15 protein-coding genes are annotated in these 17,015 nt (G+C 44.8%); 10 read left to right on the top strand and 5 right to left on the bottom strand.

All coding sequences use genetic code 11. The features are described from left to right. Positions 1-121 precede the first annotated feature (121 nt). The 4 genes from ABD734_RS04390 (at position 122) to nhaC (ending at position 4,449) form a co-directional block, all read left to right on the top strand. Positions 122-346: a hypothetical protein gene (locus ABD734_RS04390; RefSeq protein ID WP_344701784.1), complete on the top strand. Its 225-nt coding sequence runs from the start codon at positions 122-124 to the stop codon at positions 344-346. Positions 347-504: 158 nt separating this feature from the next. Continuing rightward, positions 505-1,476 carry a YsnF/AvaK domain-containing protein gene (locus ABD734_RS04385; RefSeq protein WP_344701782.1) on the top strand — a complete coding sequence of 324 codons (972 nt, stop codon included), beginning with the start codon at positions 505-507 and terminating at the stop codon, positions 1,474-1,476. 432 nt (positions 1,477-1,908) lie between these two features. Continuing rightward, positions 1,909-2,994 (top strand): NAD/NADP octopine/nopaline dehydrogenase family protein, encoded by a 1,086-nt coding sequence (locus ABD734_RS04380; protein WP_344701781.1) that lies wholly within the window; start codon positions 1,909-1,911, stop codon positions 2,992-2,994. 30 nt (positions 2,995-3,024) lie between these two features. Next, entirely contained in the window at positions 3,025-4,449 is a 1,425-nt protein-coding gene (nhaC, locus tag ABD734_RS04375; protein ID WP_344701779.1) for a Na+/H+ antiporter NhaC, read from the top strand. Between the two features lie 59 nt (positions 4,450-4,508). Here the strand turns inward: nhaC and ABD734_RS04370 are convergent, their stop codons facing one another. Continuing rightward, a complete protein-coding gene (locus ABD734_RS04370; RefSeq protein ID WP_344701777.1) occupies positions 4,509-5,204 on the bottom strand; it encodes a DUF554 domain-containing protein in 696 nt (231 codons plus the stop codon). 126 nt (positions 5,205-5,330) lie between these two features. Between ABD734_RS04370 and ABD734_RS04365 the strand changes: the two genes are divergently transcribed. The 3 genes from ABD734_RS04365 to ABD734_RS04355 all read left to right on the top strand — a co-directional run bounded on the left by ABD734_RS04365 (position 5,331) and on the right by ABD734_RS04355 (position 9,049). Next, complete coding sequence (locus ABD734_RS04365; RefSeq protein WP_344701775.1) at positions 5,331-5,654, top strand: TIGR04104 family putative zinc finger protein; 324 nt, start codon at positions 5,331-5,333, stop codon at positions 5,652-5,654. Between the two features lie 1,127 nt (positions 5,655-6,781). After that, positions 6,782-8,092 (top strand): MFS transporter, encoded by a 1,311-nt coding sequence (locus ABD734_RS04360; protein ID WP_344701773.1) that lies wholly within the window; start codon positions 6,782-6,784, stop codon positions 8,090-8,092. Positions 8,093-8,104: 12 nt separating this feature from the next. Then, positions 8,105-9,049: an ornithine cyclodeaminase family protein gene (locus tag ABD734_RS04355; protein ID WP_344701771.1), complete on the top strand. Its 945-nt coding sequence runs from the start codon at positions 8,105-8,107 to the stop codon at positions 9,047-9,049. A gap of 58 nt (positions 9,050-9,107) precedes the next feature. Here ABD734_RS04355 and ABD734_RS04350 read toward each other — a convergent pair whose 3' ends face one another. The 4 genes from ABD734_RS04350 to ABD734_RS04330 all read right to left on the bottom strand — a co-directional run bounded on the left by ABD734_RS04350 (position 9,108) and on the right by ABD734_RS04330 (position 13,486). Beyond that, positions 9,108-10,265 (bottom strand): cation:proton antiporter, encoded by a 1,158-nt coding sequence (locus tag ABD734_RS04350; protein WP_344701769.1) that lies wholly within the window; start codon positions 10,263-10,265, stop codon positions 9,108-9,110. Between the two features lie 2 nt (positions 10,266-10,267). Next, on the bottom strand, positions 10,268-10,753 hold the full coding sequence (locus ABD734_RS04345) for a cation:proton antiporter regulatory subunit (protein ID WP_344701767.1): 486 nt from the start codon (positions 10,751-10,753) through the stop codon (positions 10,268-10,270). A 338-nt stretch (positions 10,754-11,091) separates the two neighbouring features. Continuing rightward, the gene (locus ABD734_RS04335) at positions 11,092-12,495 is read right to left on the bottom strand and encodes an FAD-dependent oxidoreductase (protein ID WP_344701763.1); all 1,404 of its coding nucleotides are present in this window, start codon (positions 12,493-12,495) and stop codon (positions 11,092-11,094) included. A 139-nt stretch (positions 12,496-12,634) separates the two neighbouring features. Further along, positions 12,635-13,486: a YitT family protein gene (locus tag ABD734_RS04330; protein WP_425568296.1), complete on the bottom strand. Its 852-nt coding sequence runs from the start codon at positions 13,484-13,486 to the stop codon at positions 12,635-12,637. 523 nt (positions 13,487-14,009) lie between these two features. Here ABD734_RS04330 and ABD734_RS04325 point away from each other — a divergent pair. The 3 genes from ABD734_RS04325 to ABD734_RS04315 are packed head-to-tail and all read left to right on the top strand — an operon-like array spanning position 14,010 to position 17,009. After that, entirely contained in the window at positions 14,010-14,597 is a 588-nt protein-coding gene (locus tag ABD734_RS04325; protein WP_344701759.1) for a TetR/AcrR family transcriptional regulator, read from the top strand. Between the two features lies 1 nt (position 14,598). Further along, a complete protein-coding gene (locus ABD734_RS04320) occupies positions 14,599-15,960 on the top strand; it encodes a purine-cytosine permease family protein (RefSeq protein ID WP_344701758.1) in 1,362 nt (453 codons plus the stop codon). After that, on the top strand, positions 15,957-17,009 hold the full coding sequence (locus ABD734_RS04315) for an S-methyl thiohydantoin desulfurase family protein (RefSeq protein ID WP_344701756.1): 1,053 nt from the start codon (positions 15,957-15,959) through the stop codon (positions 17,007-17,009). The genes ABD734_RS04320 and ABD734_RS04315 overlap by 4 nt, the downstream gene beginning before the upstream one ends. Positions 17,010-17,015 lie beyond the last annotated feature (6 nt).

Genomic DNA, 17,015 nt, shown 5'->3' with positions numbered 1-17,015 from the left:
TTAAATGTTTCAAGCATATAATAAGCCATTCTATCAGATAGCAGCCTCTCATGTAAGAGGCCATAAGGGTAAGGAATGTAATATGATACACTTGAATGACTATAATCATGGAGGGTCTGGTATGCGTGAATGGAACATAACAGCGATAGTCCTTGGACTGACTTGGGTGATTGCATCCTATTCAGTGATTCGAATAATACTTGCCTCCTCGCCTGGCGCTTTTTCAGTGGTTTTTGTAGTATCCATTATAATCCTACCACCGATTTTGATAAGTACACTGTTCGAAAATATTCTGAAATATGATTTTTTCAACAAGGATTATAAGTCGGATAGAAAAAATAAATAGCTGAGACGTCCACTCCGACGTCATATCTCCATCAGAAATAAAGATAGACGTTTTAAGAATGGAGTCACGGGTATACTTTGAATGAGCCGAACGGATATGAAAATATCCATATCGCGGTACTCGCAAATTGTAAAAATTGTAACGAGGAGGAATGGAAAATGCGTAAGATTGAAGCGCTCCCTACAGAACAAGATGTAAAACAGAGACTTGATGAACTTAAAGCAGAAGGCGTCGCAGAAGAGGATATTACACTCGTCTCCAACCGCGACCTGCAAGCTGGAGGTGCATTCAGTGCCTATTCCGGCGTTGATATCAAACATTCTACCGGCAGTACGTGGGACAAAGTGATGTCATTCTTCACTGGGGATGATCCTGAAGATCAGACACTCAACAGCATGAACCTGTCCTCGGCAGAAGAACGTGAATACCGGGATGCATTGGATGCAGATAAAATTCTACTCCATGTATCAGATGAAGGCAGCAGAAACGATACAGCTCGAAGTGACATGAATAGAAATGATGCAGCTTACGGTAGCGGCACTGTAGGTGCTGCGGGAGCGGGCCTTACACCTGGCGTCGATCGCGAAGATGATAACCTGGGTGACAAGCCTGGTGCCGGATTCGATGCAGACCGCAAAGACCGGAATCATGACGATGAAGCCACCATGGAACTGCGTGAAGAACGTCTCAATGTCGAAAAAGATAATGTGCAGACAGGTGAAGTCAACGTAGATAAACATGTCGAGACTGAACGTCAGGAATTCGAAGTGCCTGTCGAGCGTGAAGAAGTGACAGTTGAAAGACGCAAAGTGGATGACGGGCGTCCAGCCGACGGTGATTTCACAGACAGTGATGAATCCGTCCGCGTGCCAGTCAATGAAGAACGCGTCAATGTCGATAAAGAGAGCGTAGTATCCGAAGAAGTCGTCATCAAAAAAGATAAAGTCAAAGATACTGAACATGTTTCCGAAGATGTGCGCCATGAAGATGTCGACATCCAGGAAGACACAGAAGACCGCGGACTGGATAGGGATCGCGGCTTGGATAAAGACTTGGACAGAGATAGAGCAGATGGAAGACAGTCCGATTTTGACTACGATGACAACAAAGGAAGAAACGACAGAATATAATAAGAGAAATCACGGCCCTGGGGCATTGCTCTTGGGCCGTATTTTTTGTATAACGTAGTGACTATACTTATATTCTGGAACTTATTAGGGCATACTCGCCAATGCGGAGTCTACTCTCTAGCGACTTGAGAATCAAATTGTCATATACATGTGCCGCTTCAACATACAGATAACCGTTGATTGTTTTCGCAAGGACATTTAAGCTTAAAACATATAAGGACTGAATTTTATATTAATTACATTACAAGGGGGACTGTTTATGAAAATGCTGAAGCTCATTTTAACCTTCATTTTGGGAATGATTATTGCATTTATTTTGATTGCATTGTTCGGTAACCCTCTGATGTAGGATATAGGATGGCCTAAAATGTCTTATATTTCATCAATAGGCAATATGGTTATGGATATTTTGAAGAAAGGGATGGAGATATCATGAAGGTTTCAATCATTGGTGCCGGGAACGGCGGAATTACTGCAGCTGCAGATCTTACTGATAGGGGGTTCGAGGTTTCATTGTTCGGCGCGACGGGGTTCACAGATGATTTGTCAGCAATCGAAAAGAATGGAGGCATCACCCTGAAGGACGAGAAGGGGGAGCGTCTTGTGCCGTTTTCCAACGTTACTGCAGACATTGAAAAAGCAGTTGCGGGAGCGGATGTCATCATGCTGACCGTGCCTGGTTTTGCGGTTGAGAACATAGCGGAGCAGCTTGCGCCTGTGGTTACGGAAAAACAGGTGATACTGATCAATGGTGCAGGCGCGATGGGGGCTGGCAGATTTGTGAATAGGGCCCGACAGCTTGGCATCGACAAGTCATTCAACATTGCCGAGACCAATTCGCTTACATATGGCACGCGAGCATTTCCGGAAGCGGCACGGGTCGAAGTCTCCCTGTACGTCAAAAAAGTATTCCTTGCTGCATACCCGAGCTCGAAGACAGATGAACTGTTGGATGTCTGTTCACAATTGTATGACTGCCTTGTGCCGGCTGAAAGCAGCTGGCATGCAGCATTGGAGAATGGCAATCCTGAAGTGCATCCTGGTCCTGCTCTATTGAATGCGGGCAGGATTGATTATTCGGAAGGCGAATTCTGGCTGTATAAGGAAGGGATCACCGAGCATACAGTCAAACTGCTGAAGGCGGTCGAGGATGAACGGATGGCGATCGGCAAGGCATTTGGATATCACTTGGAAGATGCGACAGAGAGTAGGGCGAACCGGGGTTACTTCGAGGATGATGGCAGAACACTCAAAGAACTGTTCAATACGAGCGAGGTGTACTCCAATATAAAAGGGCCGGTTTCCATAAACTCCAGATATTTTACCGAAGATATTTCAAGTGGCCTCGTATTATGGTCAGGGATGGCGAAAGCAGCTGGTGTTGCAACCCCGAACATTGATGCCATCATCACTTTAGGCTCGACCTTGTTTGATGAAGATTTTTACGAAAGTGGACTTACCTTGGACAGCCTTGGCTTTTCAGGACAATCAGCAGAAGAGCTGATCAGGAGTGTATAAAATAACGCAACAGATAAAGGAGCAGGATATATGAAGCGTGCACCAACATTTTTCGAATCCATATCATGTTTTATAATTTTAGGTTTGGTCGTCGGAGTCGGATTCGGCTACTTCGGCATCCCGATCCAGCCGTTGCTGCTGGTTGCAGCAGCCTATGCAGCACTCATCGCGCTGCGTGTCGGATTGTCGTGGAGGGAGATGGAAGAGGGCATCATCCTCCGGCTCAAAACGGCGATGCCGGCAATATTCATTTTGTTTTCTGTCGGCATCATCATTGGCACTTGGATCTACGCCGGCACAGTGCCGATGATGATCTACTACGGTCTGCAGATGATCAATCCGACCTATTTTCTTGTCACGGCCTTCGTCATTGTGGCGGTAGTATCCGTCGCCACCGGTACGGCCTGGGGATCCACAGCGACTGCAGGTGTCGCTCTGATGGGGATTGCGGCTGAATTGGATGTCTCCTTGGCCATGGCCGCAGGTGCGGTCATCTCCGGTGGTGTATTTGGCGATAAACTATCCCCGCTGTCGGATACGACCAATCTTGCGCCCCTTGTCGTCGAAGTTAACCTCTTTGATCACATCAAGCATATGCTCTGGACGACGGTACCGGCATCAATCGTCGGGCTCACCGTGTGGTTCTTCGTAGGGGTCAATACGGAGTATGGTTCACCGTCTGCCGACAATGTGCAAGGATTACTGGGTGAGTTGGATATGGTCTACAATTGGAACCTGTTCATGCTCATTCCGTTCATCATCATTTTATGGGGGGCTTTCACCCAAAAACCTGTTGTGCCGATGATGCTTTTGTCGTCGCTGGTAGCGGTCTTCATCGGGATGTTCTCCAACGGCTTCGCACTCGTCGATGGGTTTACTGCGATGGCGAACGGCTTCAGTACTGACATGATAAAAGCATCAGGCTTCGATGCGGCAGCTTTGTCCGAAAACGCGACGACGCTGATTGCGCGCGGCGGAATATTTTCCATGACGACGATTGTAGTGACGATCTTTTGTGGGTATGCTTTCGCCGGCATCGTTGAGGCGGCAGGCTGCCTGGATAAGATCCTCGAGAGTTTTTCACGCCTCATCCACTCCACATGGCAGCTGGTGGGTGTGACGATACTCGGCAGTGCAATCATTGTATTCACAGCCGGTGTCGCTTCGATCTCCATTATCATGGTGGGTGTGCTCCTGCAGGATGCGTATGCCAAGCAGGGGCTGCATGCCAAAAACCTGTCGCGGACGCTGGAAGACTCGGGAACCATGCTGCTGCCATTCGTACCGTGGGGCGTCTCCGGCATCTACTACTGGGAGATTCTCGGCGTGAGTGTCGCAGATTATTGGATCTGGGCAATTCCCTGCTACTTATGTGTCGTATTCGCAATGATCAATGCCAAGACCGGCATCGGCATTGCGAAAGCAGACGATCAGGCCACTGCTGGATCGCGTTAGGAATGACACAATCAAAAGGCGCCATCTAATATTTTAGATGGCTCCTTTTAGTATTAACATTAGTATAGGATGAAGACGAGCAGCATGATGATCGGGATGGCCGGCAGCATATTGGCCACACGGATGTTGACGATACCGAGCAGCCTGATGCCGATTGCGATGATCATGATGCCACCGACCCCGGTTATCTGGGCGATGAACTGCGCCATCATTTCAGGCGGAATGAAGCGGTCGATCTGTGCCGCAAACAGAGTGATGGATCCTTGGAACAAAAACACCGGTAGGGCAGAAAATATGATGCCGATGCCGAGTGTCGAAGTGAGGAAGATGGAGAATATACCGTCTATAAGTGATTTGGTGAACAGCAACGTATGATCTCCACGCAGACCACTGTCCAAAGCACCAACGATGCCCACCGCACCGACGACATAGACGAGTGTCGCTGTGACGAATGCTGCTGCCACACCGCCTTCCTTCGCCCCGGTTTTCGTTTCAAGCCAGACGCCGAAGTGGTTCATCTTTTCTTCAATCTGCCATTTTTCCCCAAGCATGGCGCCGAACGCTATACTGATTACGACAATGATGAGGCGTTTGCTTTCCATGGCCATATCCATACCCAGGACGATGACTGTAATGGATAGCCCCTGGATGATGGTAGTTTTCATATTCTCGTTGATGTTGCGCCAAAACAGTCCGATGAAGCTTCCGGTGATGATGGCCAGTACGTTTACGGCCGAGCCGAGCAGAGACAGCATGTAATTTCCTCATTTCATTGATGTGAAGCGTCTGGAGCGCCATTTGTTAATTCGTATAATTATATTATTCCAGGAATTGATTGTCAAAAGGATTTTAGTTAAAGTGAATAATGGAAGCGGTTAGAAATGAGCGGAAGGGAGGAGACAACGATGCCGACTTGCCAAAATTGTGGTAGTAAATGGAGTTGGAAGCAGACCTTTAAGCGGTCGTTTATATTAATCGGTGGAATGATTTGTCCATATTGTGGGGAGAAACAGTACCTCACAGCACAGATGAGAAAAAGAAGCACCCTAATTATGCCTATAGTGATTTTTTTAATTTTGTTAGGTAATCTTTTCTTTGGACCTTCCTATATCGCCTTATTCGCTATTTTAGGCGTAATACCTCTAGCAGCTATAATATATCCTTTTTTTGTTGAACTATCGAATGAAGAGGAACATCCATTTTGATGTGTTTTATATTTTTGGGATTGGAATTGACAGCTTGATTTTAAAATAAAGGGTTCTTTTTCCATCTATTCATTTACACAAGATATTTTACGCTCTTACTAAAAGATATAAATAGAAGTAAATATAATATATACAAAGGCAGCAAGAAATAAGATGCTTGTTTTCTTGTATCCTTTTATGTAGTCATCAATTGCGATTGTCAGGAATAGCATGGCCATAGCTATAAAGGCCCACGGCATCAATTGATTGTTATCGGTGATTAGTACCCACAAAGAAAATGTAGCAGTGATACCTGCAAAGATGAGTCTCAATATGAAAAGCATAGAATACTCCTTTTTTAATGTTGATGAGAAATTATTTCTCGTGGATGGTTTGAGCAAAATAGAAAAATGCCTTTGTTCCAATTTTGCGAAGGTATATATCAACAACTCTATAACATAAGAAAGCGAAAGGATATACTTTATGACGAATGAAAATAAGAAAGCTTGGTTAAATTTGGCGTTACCTATTATATATACGTGTGTATTATTCTTTGTTCCTGAAATAATGGATGATTTTGTGAAATTCATCATTACTTTATTTATTGTTATTATCATTCAGTTTTATTTCACAAAATTTTTGAATAAGAGGTTTCCATCTAGTGATGATTTAAAGGATTGAGATTTAAATATTCTACACTTTCTTATGGATTCCATATTGTATCTTCTATTAATATTTTATACATAAAAAACACTTGCCACAAATTATTCTTCTTTGGTGGATTAGTATCTTTATCCCTCATAGGTATTGTTCTTTTCAGGATAAGTGTTTATATTCTCTATAATATTAATTTCAATTTTCGTGTGACGTAATCGGAAAAATCCTAAAAATTTAAGTGTTGTCGGTAACAGAGGCCGTAGGGTATCTGTCTACCGACTTTTTTGTTTATTCAGGTGGTTTTACCAAACAGTTTCTTGACATAGTAAAGAATGCACAAGGTATGGGACTATCGAAAAATAGTTAAAAGTAATACTAGACCATTACCCCTTACAGTAAAATATCCGGAGTATTTAATAGATGTGGGAATTTAAAGAATATTATGATAAGGTAATAACTGATGTAAAATTTAGTGGAAAAGAGGTATGGAAATGGATAAAAAATTAAGGAGGAAGGTGCTGGTCGCGAGTCTGGTCGGATCCTCGATCGAATGGTTCGACTTCTTTCTGTATGCGGCAGTCGCGACAATCGTCTTCAACAACCAGTTCTTTGTAACCGATGATCCGGTCGTCTCGACGATGCTTGCCTACTTTGGACTGGCACTGTCATTCTTCATCCGTCCGTTCGGTGGTGTCATATTCGGCCATATTGGAGACAGGGTGGGGCGTAAGAAGACACTCATCATTACGTTAAGCATGATGGGAATCGCAACGGCCCTGATTGGCCTATTGCCTACATATGGACAGATCGGTCTTATGGCACCGATCTTACTGATGGTCCTCAGACTCATCCAAGGTCTCGGTATAGGCGGAGAGTGGGGCGGTGCACTACTGCTTGCTACAGAGTATGCGCCGAAGGAGCAGCGTGGCTTTTTCGGCAGTGTGCCCCAGATGGGTATCACAATTGGTCTGGTGCTGGCATACACGAGCTTCTTCATATTGACAGGGCTGTTATCGCCGGAAGCTTTTGAAACGTGGGGCTGGCGTGTGCCGTTTGTGTTGAGCTTGCTGCTGGTTGGATTCGGCTTGTGGATTCGTAAGGATCTGGACGAGACGCCTGCTTTCCAGGAAGCGAAGAAAACCCAATCCGTGCAGAAAGTACCTTTAATCGAAACATTCAAGCGTCATCCAAAAGAAGTGCTGATCACCTCATGTGCAAAGTTCGTTGAAACGGGGCCCTTCTATATATTCACGACGTTCATCGTTGGATATGGGACCAGCCAGCTTGATGTATCATTTGAATTCATGATGATTTCAATCGTCATCGCCGCATTCCTGACGACGATCATGATCCCGATCATGGGAGCTTTGTCTGATAAAGTGGGGCGCCGTAAGATGTTTTTAATCGGTTCGTTTGCCATGTTGGTCTATGCGTTCCCGTATTTCCTGATCGTCAATACGCATGAACCGATACTTGTCATCATCGCAACATTGATTGGCCTGACCGTAATCTGGCCACCGATCACTGCAGTGCTCGGCACGATGTTCTCTGAAGCATTCAGTAGGGAAGTACGGTATACAGGCGTTACGATCGGTTACCAGATCGGAGCTGCGTTGGCAGGTGGATCTGCCCCATTGATCGCCCAGTTCCTGATGAATGAATTCAACGGTTCGAGTGTACCTGTATCACTCTATATCATATTTACCGCAATCGTATCAATAACAGCAGTATGGGCGATAAAAGGCGTCCAGGCGCAGGATCTCGAATACGCACAGGACCAGGCGGCAAAAGCAAAAGTATAGAAGGAGCTTATTATGATTACACTTACTGATGAACAGATCCAGAAAGAATATTTGATGAAACATGCGATCGAAGATGTTAAACACGTGCTGCAGGATTTAAGGGATGACGGCATTCTCCAGTCGGTCCGGACTGTGCTGCCGGTCGATGAAGACAGTTCAATGCTTTACATGCCATGCATCAGCCGGGCATCGAAGACTTCCATCATAAAGACAGTGTCCATCTTCCCGACCAATGCCAGCCTGCCGACAACGCAAGGGAACGTCCTTGTGACGGATTTATCGGATGGCCAACATAAAGCGACGATGGATGCATCCTATCTCACGCGCCTGAGGACAGGTGCGATGAGCGCCATCGCAACCGATAAGCTCGCGCGTAAGGATGCTGAAGTGCTCGGTGTCATCGGCACCGGAAATATGGGGTTCGAACAGGTCATCGGTGTGGTTGAGGTGCGCGACATCAAAAAGATCGTACTCTTCAACAGGACAGAGGAAAAAGCGCACCATTTCGCAGAACAACTGAAGTCAGCAGGTGTTAAGGCAGAATTTGAAGTGGCGGCCCATGTATCAGAAGTCATCGAAAAAGCCGATATCATCAACTGTGCGACACAGTCGACTGAACCGGTGTTTGAGGGGAGAAGCCTAAAGCCGGGCGTTCATATCAATGGAGTGGGGTCATTCAAGTCTTCAATGCGTGAGATGGATAATGAAACAATCCAGCGGGCTGATAAAATCTACGTCGACGACATCGAGGCCATAAAAGAAGAGGCGGGTGAACTGATGTATGCTGTAGAGCAGGGTGTGATCGGATGGGATGACATCCAAGGTTCGCTTGTGGATTATTTTGATGCCCCTTATTTAAGGGAGTCGGATGCGGAAATTACATTGTATAAATGCGTCGGTGCAGGATATTTTGATCTTGCGGTGGCAAGCGGCGTGATGCGGATGTTCGCAGAATAGCATATTTCCATCTACAACAAAGGACAGGCCTTTTTAGGTCTGTCCTTTGTTTCGTCTATTATGAATTTAATTTGGTTGGTCCAACAATCCGTTTTGCCCATTTTGTGGCATTCTGGAACATGATGACTCCAATCAGAGCGGAAAAGAGTATGAAAATACCGCTGAATGTTTTCAGATCACTTGTCGCCAAAGCAGCGATGATGATCGAAAACTCTCCGCGCTGGGTGAAGGACAGGCCTGCACGCAATGCTTCTTCACGGTTCAATCCGTATTGTCGGCCACCATATATACCGACAACTACTTTGGATGCAATCGACCAAGTCAGGAGGACGAGTAACAGTCCGAGCATTGGTATGCCATTCAAGATATCTATCGTTGTACCAAAGTAAATGAAGAAGACGGGCATGAGCAGATCCCGTAGATTCCTGATCTGATTCTGCAATACAGAAGATTGCTGCGATTCTGCAAGCATTATTCCGGCCAGGAATGCTCCAAGCACTTCAGACAACCCGAGTGATAGGGCAAGCCCTGCATATAACAGACCCAGCCCGACGACGAACAGGATGAAAAAATCCTCTGATACATAATGATCTATGAAATCTTTCATGTTGCTGAATATCACTTTTCCTATCGCTAGTGCGCCAATGATCAAAATAATGATTTTGACGAAGACGAAAATCATTTCTGTCGGCGAGATGCTGCCGCTCAAATACATGCTTGCGATGACCGCGACCAGGATGGGGGCGATGATATCTTCAAAAATGAGCACTCCAAGAAGAAAATCGGCGTCATTTTTAATCAGGCGGTTGTTCTTTTCAAGCAATTTTGCAGTGATGGAGGAACTGGTGGCATAAGCCACGCCACCTACCAGCAACGCGCTCGGTAGATCGAGGCCGAACAGCAGTGCAATGGCAGTGGAAACCCCGAAAGATAAAGCCAGGTCGATCAGGCCGGGCTTGTAGATTTTCATGGCAAGATATCTCAACTGTTGAATGGGAAATTCCATGCCGAGCATAAAAAACAGCATGACAATCCCCACTTCAGCGGCAAATTCCATCAAATCCGAATGCTGCATGAAAAGACCGAGGGCAAGGCCCGAAAATAAAAATATGATGACGTCGGGAATTTTGAACTTATGTGCGGCAAATCCACCGACGAACAGCACCATCAGCAGCAGTCCTGTTAAAAACAGTTCGGATACGGTAAAGATATCCATGTCTACTGCCTCACTTTACAAGCATCTTCAAAAGCCTCGATAGGATCATATTCTCCGATGACGAGCAATATATCCTCTTTTTCTATCACAAAATCCTGCTGCGGTTTTGGCGTAATATCATTGTTACGGCTTACTCCGACGATGGATACCCCGTCAGGGACATGATGTTCTGCTTTTTCAATTGTGAGGCCTGCAATGATGGAGCCGGAATTGACCTTCAACCAATCCACCATCATTTGTTTACGTATCAGGCGGAATCGTTCAAAGTCTTCCTGCACCACCGTGTCTTTGTTTACATCCATCATCTTCATGGCGACATCCATCGCTTCATTTGGGGTGAGCGAAAAATTATAGTTGACCTTCCTGTCATTCTCCAAAATATAGAATTCTCTTTTTCCATTGAGATGCAGGATCAGATAAATTTCAAGCCCTTCACTGGAGATCAATGAATATTTCTTTCCGATACCCGGTAGGTTCTGTTCTTTCATTAAACTTTCCTCCTTTATGATTGGCCGGACTGTACAGACATTATACACGAAAATGAGCCATTTGATTGTTTGCCGCTCTGCAGCGCCGCCAGTAATAAGTATGAATGGTGGCGTTTAGAGTGTATCGTATTTGGAATGGCACTTTATGAGTGGGGCATTATAGTCCAGGTACAGGCTATGGAGTACATGCCAATAATCAAAGTTTCAAAGAGGAAGGCATACCAGCATCCTGCCTCTTTTCTTCTAAGCCATCTTCAGTCCGAACCGTGCGATATAGTCTTCAATACTGTCGAGGTCATCAATCGTCGCAGCCACTGCCACATGCCCATCCGGACGAATCAATAGGGCGGCATTTTGCGGATACCTTTTTGCTTCATCTCTTTCGTCCACGGCGTGTGGTGAAGCGGTAGACCGGAGCGATCGGACAGCGCTTTAACTTTGGCGTTCAGGCGTCCGTAGACGTGCAGCTGCCAGTCCACGCTCGCAAGCGGGCTGAAGTTATCACCGTCCGCGAGCCTAATCCACGGGAGCCGATCACCGCCTTGGATACTTCCGCTTCTGCTGGTGCTCAATGGGCTGTCACGATAATGGATCCTAGTTTGGGAAATGATCTTAAAAAGCATCCGGCGCACTGCGGCGAAACGCATCAGTTGCGGAAGAACATAGGGCATGATGATGTTGCGGAACCGTTTTCGGTTGACTGCTTCCTTGAAAACCTTATCCGTCGTTGCAACGAGCTTCCGTGCGAAGGCCATCCGTTCCGGCTCGTAACTATCGAGGACGGCAGCATCCATCCGGCCCTGCACGGTGAAGGTCAGTTTCCATGCCAGATTGAAGGCGTCCCCGATTCCTGTATTCATACCTTGGCCACCTGCTGGACTATGGATATGTGCGGCATCGCCCAAAATGAAGGCACGACCCACCTTGAACGATTCCGCCACGCGGTGATGGACTTTGTAGGATGAGTACCAGTTGATGGTCCCCACTTTGACAGGCAGCACGCTTTCGACATGCGGGATAAGTGGAGTAAAGGTTTCCGGTGGGTCTGGATTCATGAGGTAGGACGGGATGACACCGATCAGACGGACTGTGCCACTTGTACGAATGTTGACGGCAAGGTTGAATTCGCTGCCCTGGAAGCCTGCTGACATCCCTTTGAACGACTGCGTGTTCTCAACATCCGCAACGAAGAACATCTGGCTGTACGTCCCGCCCGGGAAGTCCAGTCCAAGTTGGTGGCGTACCGTGCTGTGGGCGCCATCAGCGCCGCATACATACTGGAAAGTTGAAGCCGATCGCTCCCCACAGCTGTCGATGATCGCTTTGACATGATCGCCTTTATCTTTGAACGACACCAGACTGCTCTGCCATTCGATGTCGATCCCTTTTGACTCCAAGTATTCAACCAGGATCGACTCATGGACATCTTGGGCCAGACTCAACAAATAAGGGTAGGGCGTGATACCCCGGCCCATTTCTCCTAGCGGGATGCGGCCCACCTCCTTTTTATCTTTATGGATATGAACGGCATCTTCCACGATGCCTGCGTCTCGCAATCGCTCAGCCAAGCCGAACTGCCGGTAGAATTCGAGCGTCCGTGCATGGACGGCGATCGCCCTGGAAGTCGTGCCGGAAGATGCGTTTTGTTCGATGATGCGGAAGGGCACATTGTGCTTCTCGAGACCGACGGCGAGCGCAAGCCCCGTCGGCCCCGCACCGACGATCAATACTGGTGTTGTCATATATCTCACCTCCATTGGATGATGGGTGTTAAACCACTATACCCATTCTGTCTTGCAATCGATCCCAAAAAAGTTGTATAAAAAATAGCACCCCCAGATTTTCACTAGGGGTGCTGCATCTATTCTTCACTTATTATTCTTATACGAATGAGCTGCCGAGGACGCTGTTGACATCATTGACCACGACAAATGCATCTTCATCATACTTCTTGATGAGGCGTTTGAGGCGGGTCAGTTTGTTTTTATTGATGACGACGTAGAGGATATCGTTCTCCTCGCGGGCATAGAACCCTTTACCGCTCATCATCGTCACGCCGCGGCCGATTTCACTGTTGATCAGCCTGCCGAGCATTTCGGGATGCTTGGAGATGATGGTGATGGCCTTTTTAGGATTCATTCCTTCTATGATGAAGTCCATCACCTTAACCGCGATATACATGGCCACGATGGTCAACAGTACTTTTTCGACCGGCAGGACCGTCAAGCTGAGCAGGATGACTACGAGGTCAAATGCGAGGACGGCATTTGCGATCTTTACATCCAGATATTTGTGGGCGATCCGGCCCAGTATCGCAGACCCCGCCGTCGTCGCGCCGATCCGTATGACGAGGCCGTTCCCCATCCCGATGAACAGGCCGCCGAAGATGACGTTCAGCATCACTTCATCCGTCTGAAGTGTGATCGGCTCAGTCAGCCCGAGGAAGAACGACATCATGATGACTGCGAATATCGTGTAGTACATCGCCCGTCTTGAAAGGTATCTGAAGCCCACCAGAAGCAGGATGCCGTTCAGTACCAAAGTCGAAATGGCCGGAGAAATGTCAAATGCATACAGGAGTATGATGGCCAGGCCCGTGACGCCACCTTCCCCCAGGTTGCCCGAAATCATGAAGGCGTTGACGCCTACAGAAAAAAGGAACGAACCGATGATCACAGCAGCGATGTTCAACAACGTCTGCACTGTGAAGACCGGTGACATGAATAACCGCATCTTCTCGAAATTCATTTTCCCCAATTTTTTAAGACCTATCATATTAACCCTCCTTTTGTATGCCACTTGAGTAGCACCGATTCATAATACTAGATAATGATGGCATATTACAACTCTTTTGCTATTAGTCCTAATAAACAGAAATCTAATCCGCTGAACCCACGGCTGGCAAGGGGTTTGGGAGATTATTAAGGTAAGCGTTTTCCTAAAAATATAGGGATTTTTAGGCGCTATGAAAGTAGGGTGAAAGTTGGATGAAATTATATGCAGAGATAGAAAGATATCATAAAAATGTTGAGCCAAAGAGAGAGGATGAAAGGGATTGGTAGAACAAGCAATTTTGATATCAGGTGAATAAATAGCAGTTGTTTATAAAAGTCCGATAAATTGATGATGAAATGAAAATATAGATTGATAAATATTTATGCCATGAATTTTAAAAAGTAAAATATAGTTGTCAGAAAACATATACTTTTCATAACATTCGTGTTATATTACCTACTAATCGATAGGTAGGTGAAATATGACAAAGGAAAACATCATTAATTCTGCTCTCCAGCAACTTGCCATTCACGGGTATGAAGGAACTACAATGAAAAAGATAGCCGAAGCATCAAATATTAAATCAGCTTCAATTTACTACTTCTTCAAGAACAAGGAGGATTTAGTGAACAATGTGCTTCTTAAAGTACTTTCAGGACATTTTAAGGCGATGACAGACGAGTACTTTAAATATGAGAATGAGGAACTAAAGGTACGTTTCGAAACTTTATTAGAAAAAATAGTGAGGCACCATAGAGGTAATCAGAACGAGACGGCAGTGTACCTAAGATTAATGGAAAGCAACAATACAGATTTCAAAATGGAAGTCGAACAGTACTTGAAACAATATAATCAATGGCTAACTGAAAAATTGTACAGAAATATAAAAGATGAATACACTTGCAAAGATGAGACCGCAATTAAAGATTTATTGGAAACATATATGCTAATAGGAAATGGATTGTTTTGGGGTAGTATAATTTATTCGGATTCAAGGATTGAGAAAGAAATCGTACATGCAAAAAATTTATTCAATCTTGCTATGATGAATATGCTGGAGGAGGAATAGTATGAATACAGGGACAGGTGTTGTAAAAGATGAAACTTTTGTAGGAAATGGAGCCAGTGAGGGGAAACGTTTAATTGAAGACTATGAGATAAGTCCAGTGCCAGAATCTGAGAGAAAAGGATGGTTTCATCTAACAATGGTATGGATTGCTGGCATCATCGCATTGTCAGCAACAGCACTTGGTGGGGCACTTGGTAGTGGAATGAGCTTATCACAAGCAGTAGTAGTATCTTTCGTGGGCACTTTCCTCCTCGCAATCTTGAATATAATATGTGGAATCCCAGGGAACAAAACTGGTTTATCAACATCAATGATATCTTCCTTTGCTATGGGACGATACGGTGCATATCTTGTTTCAATTGTTATTGCTATTTCATTATTTGGTTGGTTTGGGGTACAACTTGATCTTTTTGGTTCAAGTCTACTTAATGTTATCAACTCTGTATTTGGTATTGAAATTAATCGTACTTTATTGATGGTCATCGGCGGAGCTATGATGACGGTAACATCAATGATTGGATATAAAGCAATAGAAAAATTGAGTATAGTAGCTGTTCCACTTCTTGGAATACTTCTCGTTGGTTCGACAGTAATTGTCTTGAGAAACTACTCTTTATCAGAATTAAACAATGCAGCCTTAGCAACAGAATCGATCACAATAGGCACAGGAATATCCTTGGTCATAGGTTCTTTGGCTGTTGGGGCCATCATTGCACCTGACTTTTCAAGATATGCGAAAGGTACCAAGGATACAATAATCTCTTCGCTACTCGGTTATTTTGTTGGATACTCTATAGTTTTGATGATAGCAGTACTTTTGGCTAAGGCAACTACAGAAGTAGATGTTGTCGCCATAATGATTGGGATTGGTTGGGGAACCGGAGGGATGCTTGTTTTAATCCTTGCCCAGTGGACTACTAACAATACTAACCTCTATTCTTCTGCATTAGGTTTTTCAGTGGTATTCAAAAAAGTCCCGAAATATATTATTACTATAGTTGCAGGTGTGGTCGGTACTACTTTTGCTATTACTGGAATCTATACAAACTTCATTACATTTCTGAACATACTCAGCATAATGATACCACCGGTAGGCGGTATTTATGCAGCAGATTATATTATGCGACATAAAGCCTATGATTTTGCTCTGGTGAATAATATCAAAAAAGTTAACCCATATAGTCTTATCATTTGGGCAATAGCTATATTTGTTGCATTTGCTACGTCAGCCAGCCCTCTTGGCCTGGAATTGATCAATTTGACTAACGCTCCGGCAATGGATGCTTTTTTGGTGGCATTCCTATTGCAGCTGATCGCGAGTAAATGGTTGATGAAAGATTTTACTCTAGAGGTGAACAAATGAAGTATCTGGACGAAGAAGATATTAATAAACTAGCACTTGGAGCTTCCCTGCTAGGGACGGGGGGAGGAGGCGACCCTTACCTTGGTAAACTTATGGCGCAACAAGCTATCGAAAAGTATGGGAAAGTGAAAATGATAGAGGTTGAGGAATTGGACTCAGATGCTAAAGTTGCCACATTCGCCATGGTGGGTGCCCCGACAGTGTTAATAGAAAAAATCCCCAGTTTTGAATCTTTTACATTATTATACGAGGAGTTTGTTAAGTGTAGCGATAATAAAATAGACGCTATAATGCCAATTGAAGCGGGGGGCGTCAACTCCATAATTCCCATAATATTCGCCGCGATTAATAATGTGCCGCTTGTCGATGCAGATGCTATGGGACGCGCATTTCCTGAAATGCAGATGGATACATTTAATTTAAATGGTATTCACAATACGCCAGCTGTATTTGCAGATGAGAAGGGTAATACCGCTATCTTAAATACGAAAAGGGGAGACTGGACAGAAAAAATCACCCGTAGTTTGACGGATGTAATGGGGGGGTCTGTTTTAAATGGCGTATATCTTCTTAGTAAAGATGAGTTAAGTAAATACGCTATTATAAATACCGTTTCCATGTCGATTAGAGTAGGTGAAATACTTCTAGAATATAAGCAGCCTATAGTCGAGCTTGAGAAATTCCTTAATGGAACTATTTTATTCCAAGGTAAAATACATGATGTTGAGCGAAGAACAGACAGCGGTTTCGTAAAAGGTACGGTTAATTTGACAGGATTGAATGAGGATTATAAATCCGAATGTCATATAGAATTTCAGAATGAGAATTTGATTTGCTTAATTGATGGAGTGCCTAGGTGTGTGACTCCGGATTTGATAATTGTGTTAGATCTAGAAACTGGAAAACCGATAACGACAGAAAAGCTAAGGTTTGGTATGAGATGCTTTGTTTTAGGATTGCCAGCGGATGATAAATGGAAAACCGAAAAAGGAATAGAAACAGTGGGACCAGGATACTTTGGTTATCACTATGATTATGTTCCATTATAAAAATTA

Origin of the sequence: Salinicoccus jeotgali (genome assembly GCF_039538805.1) — a bacterium.
Lineage (GTDB): Bacteria > Bacillota > Bacilli > Staphylococcales > Salinicoccaceae > Salinicoccus > Salinicoccus jeotgali.
Note: the sequence above shows the minus strand (reverse complement) of the source record. Positions and strands in the feature narration are given on the sequence as shown.

Excerpts from the sequence above, each read along its gene's own strand:
- ABD734_RS04390 (WP_344701784.1), top strand. The coding sequence starts at position 122 with ATGCGTGAATGGAACATAACAGCGATAGTCCTTGGACTGACTTGGGTG.
- ABD734_RS04385 (WP_344701782.1), top strand. The coding sequence starts at position 505 with ATGCGTAAGATTGAAGCGCTCCCTACAGAACAAGATGTAAAACAGAGA.
- ABD734_RS04380 (WP_344701781.1), top strand. The coding sequence starts at position 1,909 with ATGAAGGTTTCAATCATTGGTGCCGGGAACGGCGGAATTACTGCAGCT.
- nhaC (WP_344701779.1), top strand. The coding sequence starts at position 3,025 with ATGAAGCGTGCACCAACATTTTTCGAATCCATATCATGTTTTATAATT.
- ABD734_RS04370 (WP_344701777.1), bottom strand. The coding sequence starts at position 5,204 with ATGCTGTCTCTGCTCGGCTCGGCCGTAAACGTACTGGCCATCATCACC.
- ABD734_RS04365 (WP_344701775.1), top strand. The coding sequence starts at position 5,331 with ATGAGCGGAAGGGAGGAGACAACGATGCCGACTTGCCAAAATTGTGGT.
- ABD734_RS04360 (WP_344701773.1), top strand. The coding sequence starts at position 6,782 with ATGGATAAAAAATTAAGGAGGAAGGTGCTGGTCGCGAGTCTGGTCGGA.
- ABD734_RS04355 (WP_344701771.1), top strand. The coding sequence starts at position 8,105 with ATGATTACACTTACTGATGAACAGATCCAGAAAGAATATTTGATGAAA.
- ABD734_RS04350 (WP_344701769.1), bottom strand. The coding sequence starts at position 10,265 with ATGGATATCTTTACCGTATCCGAACTGTTTTTAACAGGACTGCTGCTG.
- ABD734_RS04345 (WP_344701767.1), bottom strand. The coding sequence starts at position 10,753 with ATGAAAGAACAGAACCTACCGGGTATCGGAAAGAAATATTCATTGATC.
- ABD734_RS04335 (WP_344701763.1), bottom strand. The coding sequence starts at position 12,495 with ATGACAACACCAGTATTGATCGTCGGTGCGGGGCCGACGGGGCTTGCG.
- ABD734_RS04330 (WP_425568296.1), bottom strand. The coding sequence starts at position 13,486 with ATGCGGTTATTCATGTCACCGGTCTTCACAGTGCAGACGTTGTTGAAC.
- ABD734_RS04325 (WP_344701759.1), top strand. The coding sequence starts at position 14,010 with ATGACAAAGGAAAACATCATTAATTCTGCTCTCCAGCAACTTGCCATT.
- ABD734_RS04320 (WP_344701758.1), top strand. The coding sequence starts at position 14,599 with ATGAATACAGGGACAGGTGTTGTAAAAGATGAAACTTTTGTAGGAAAT.
- ABD734_RS04315 (WP_344701756.1), top strand. The coding sequence starts at position 15,957 with ATGAAGTATCTGGACGAAGAAGATATTAATAAACTAGCACTTGGAGCT.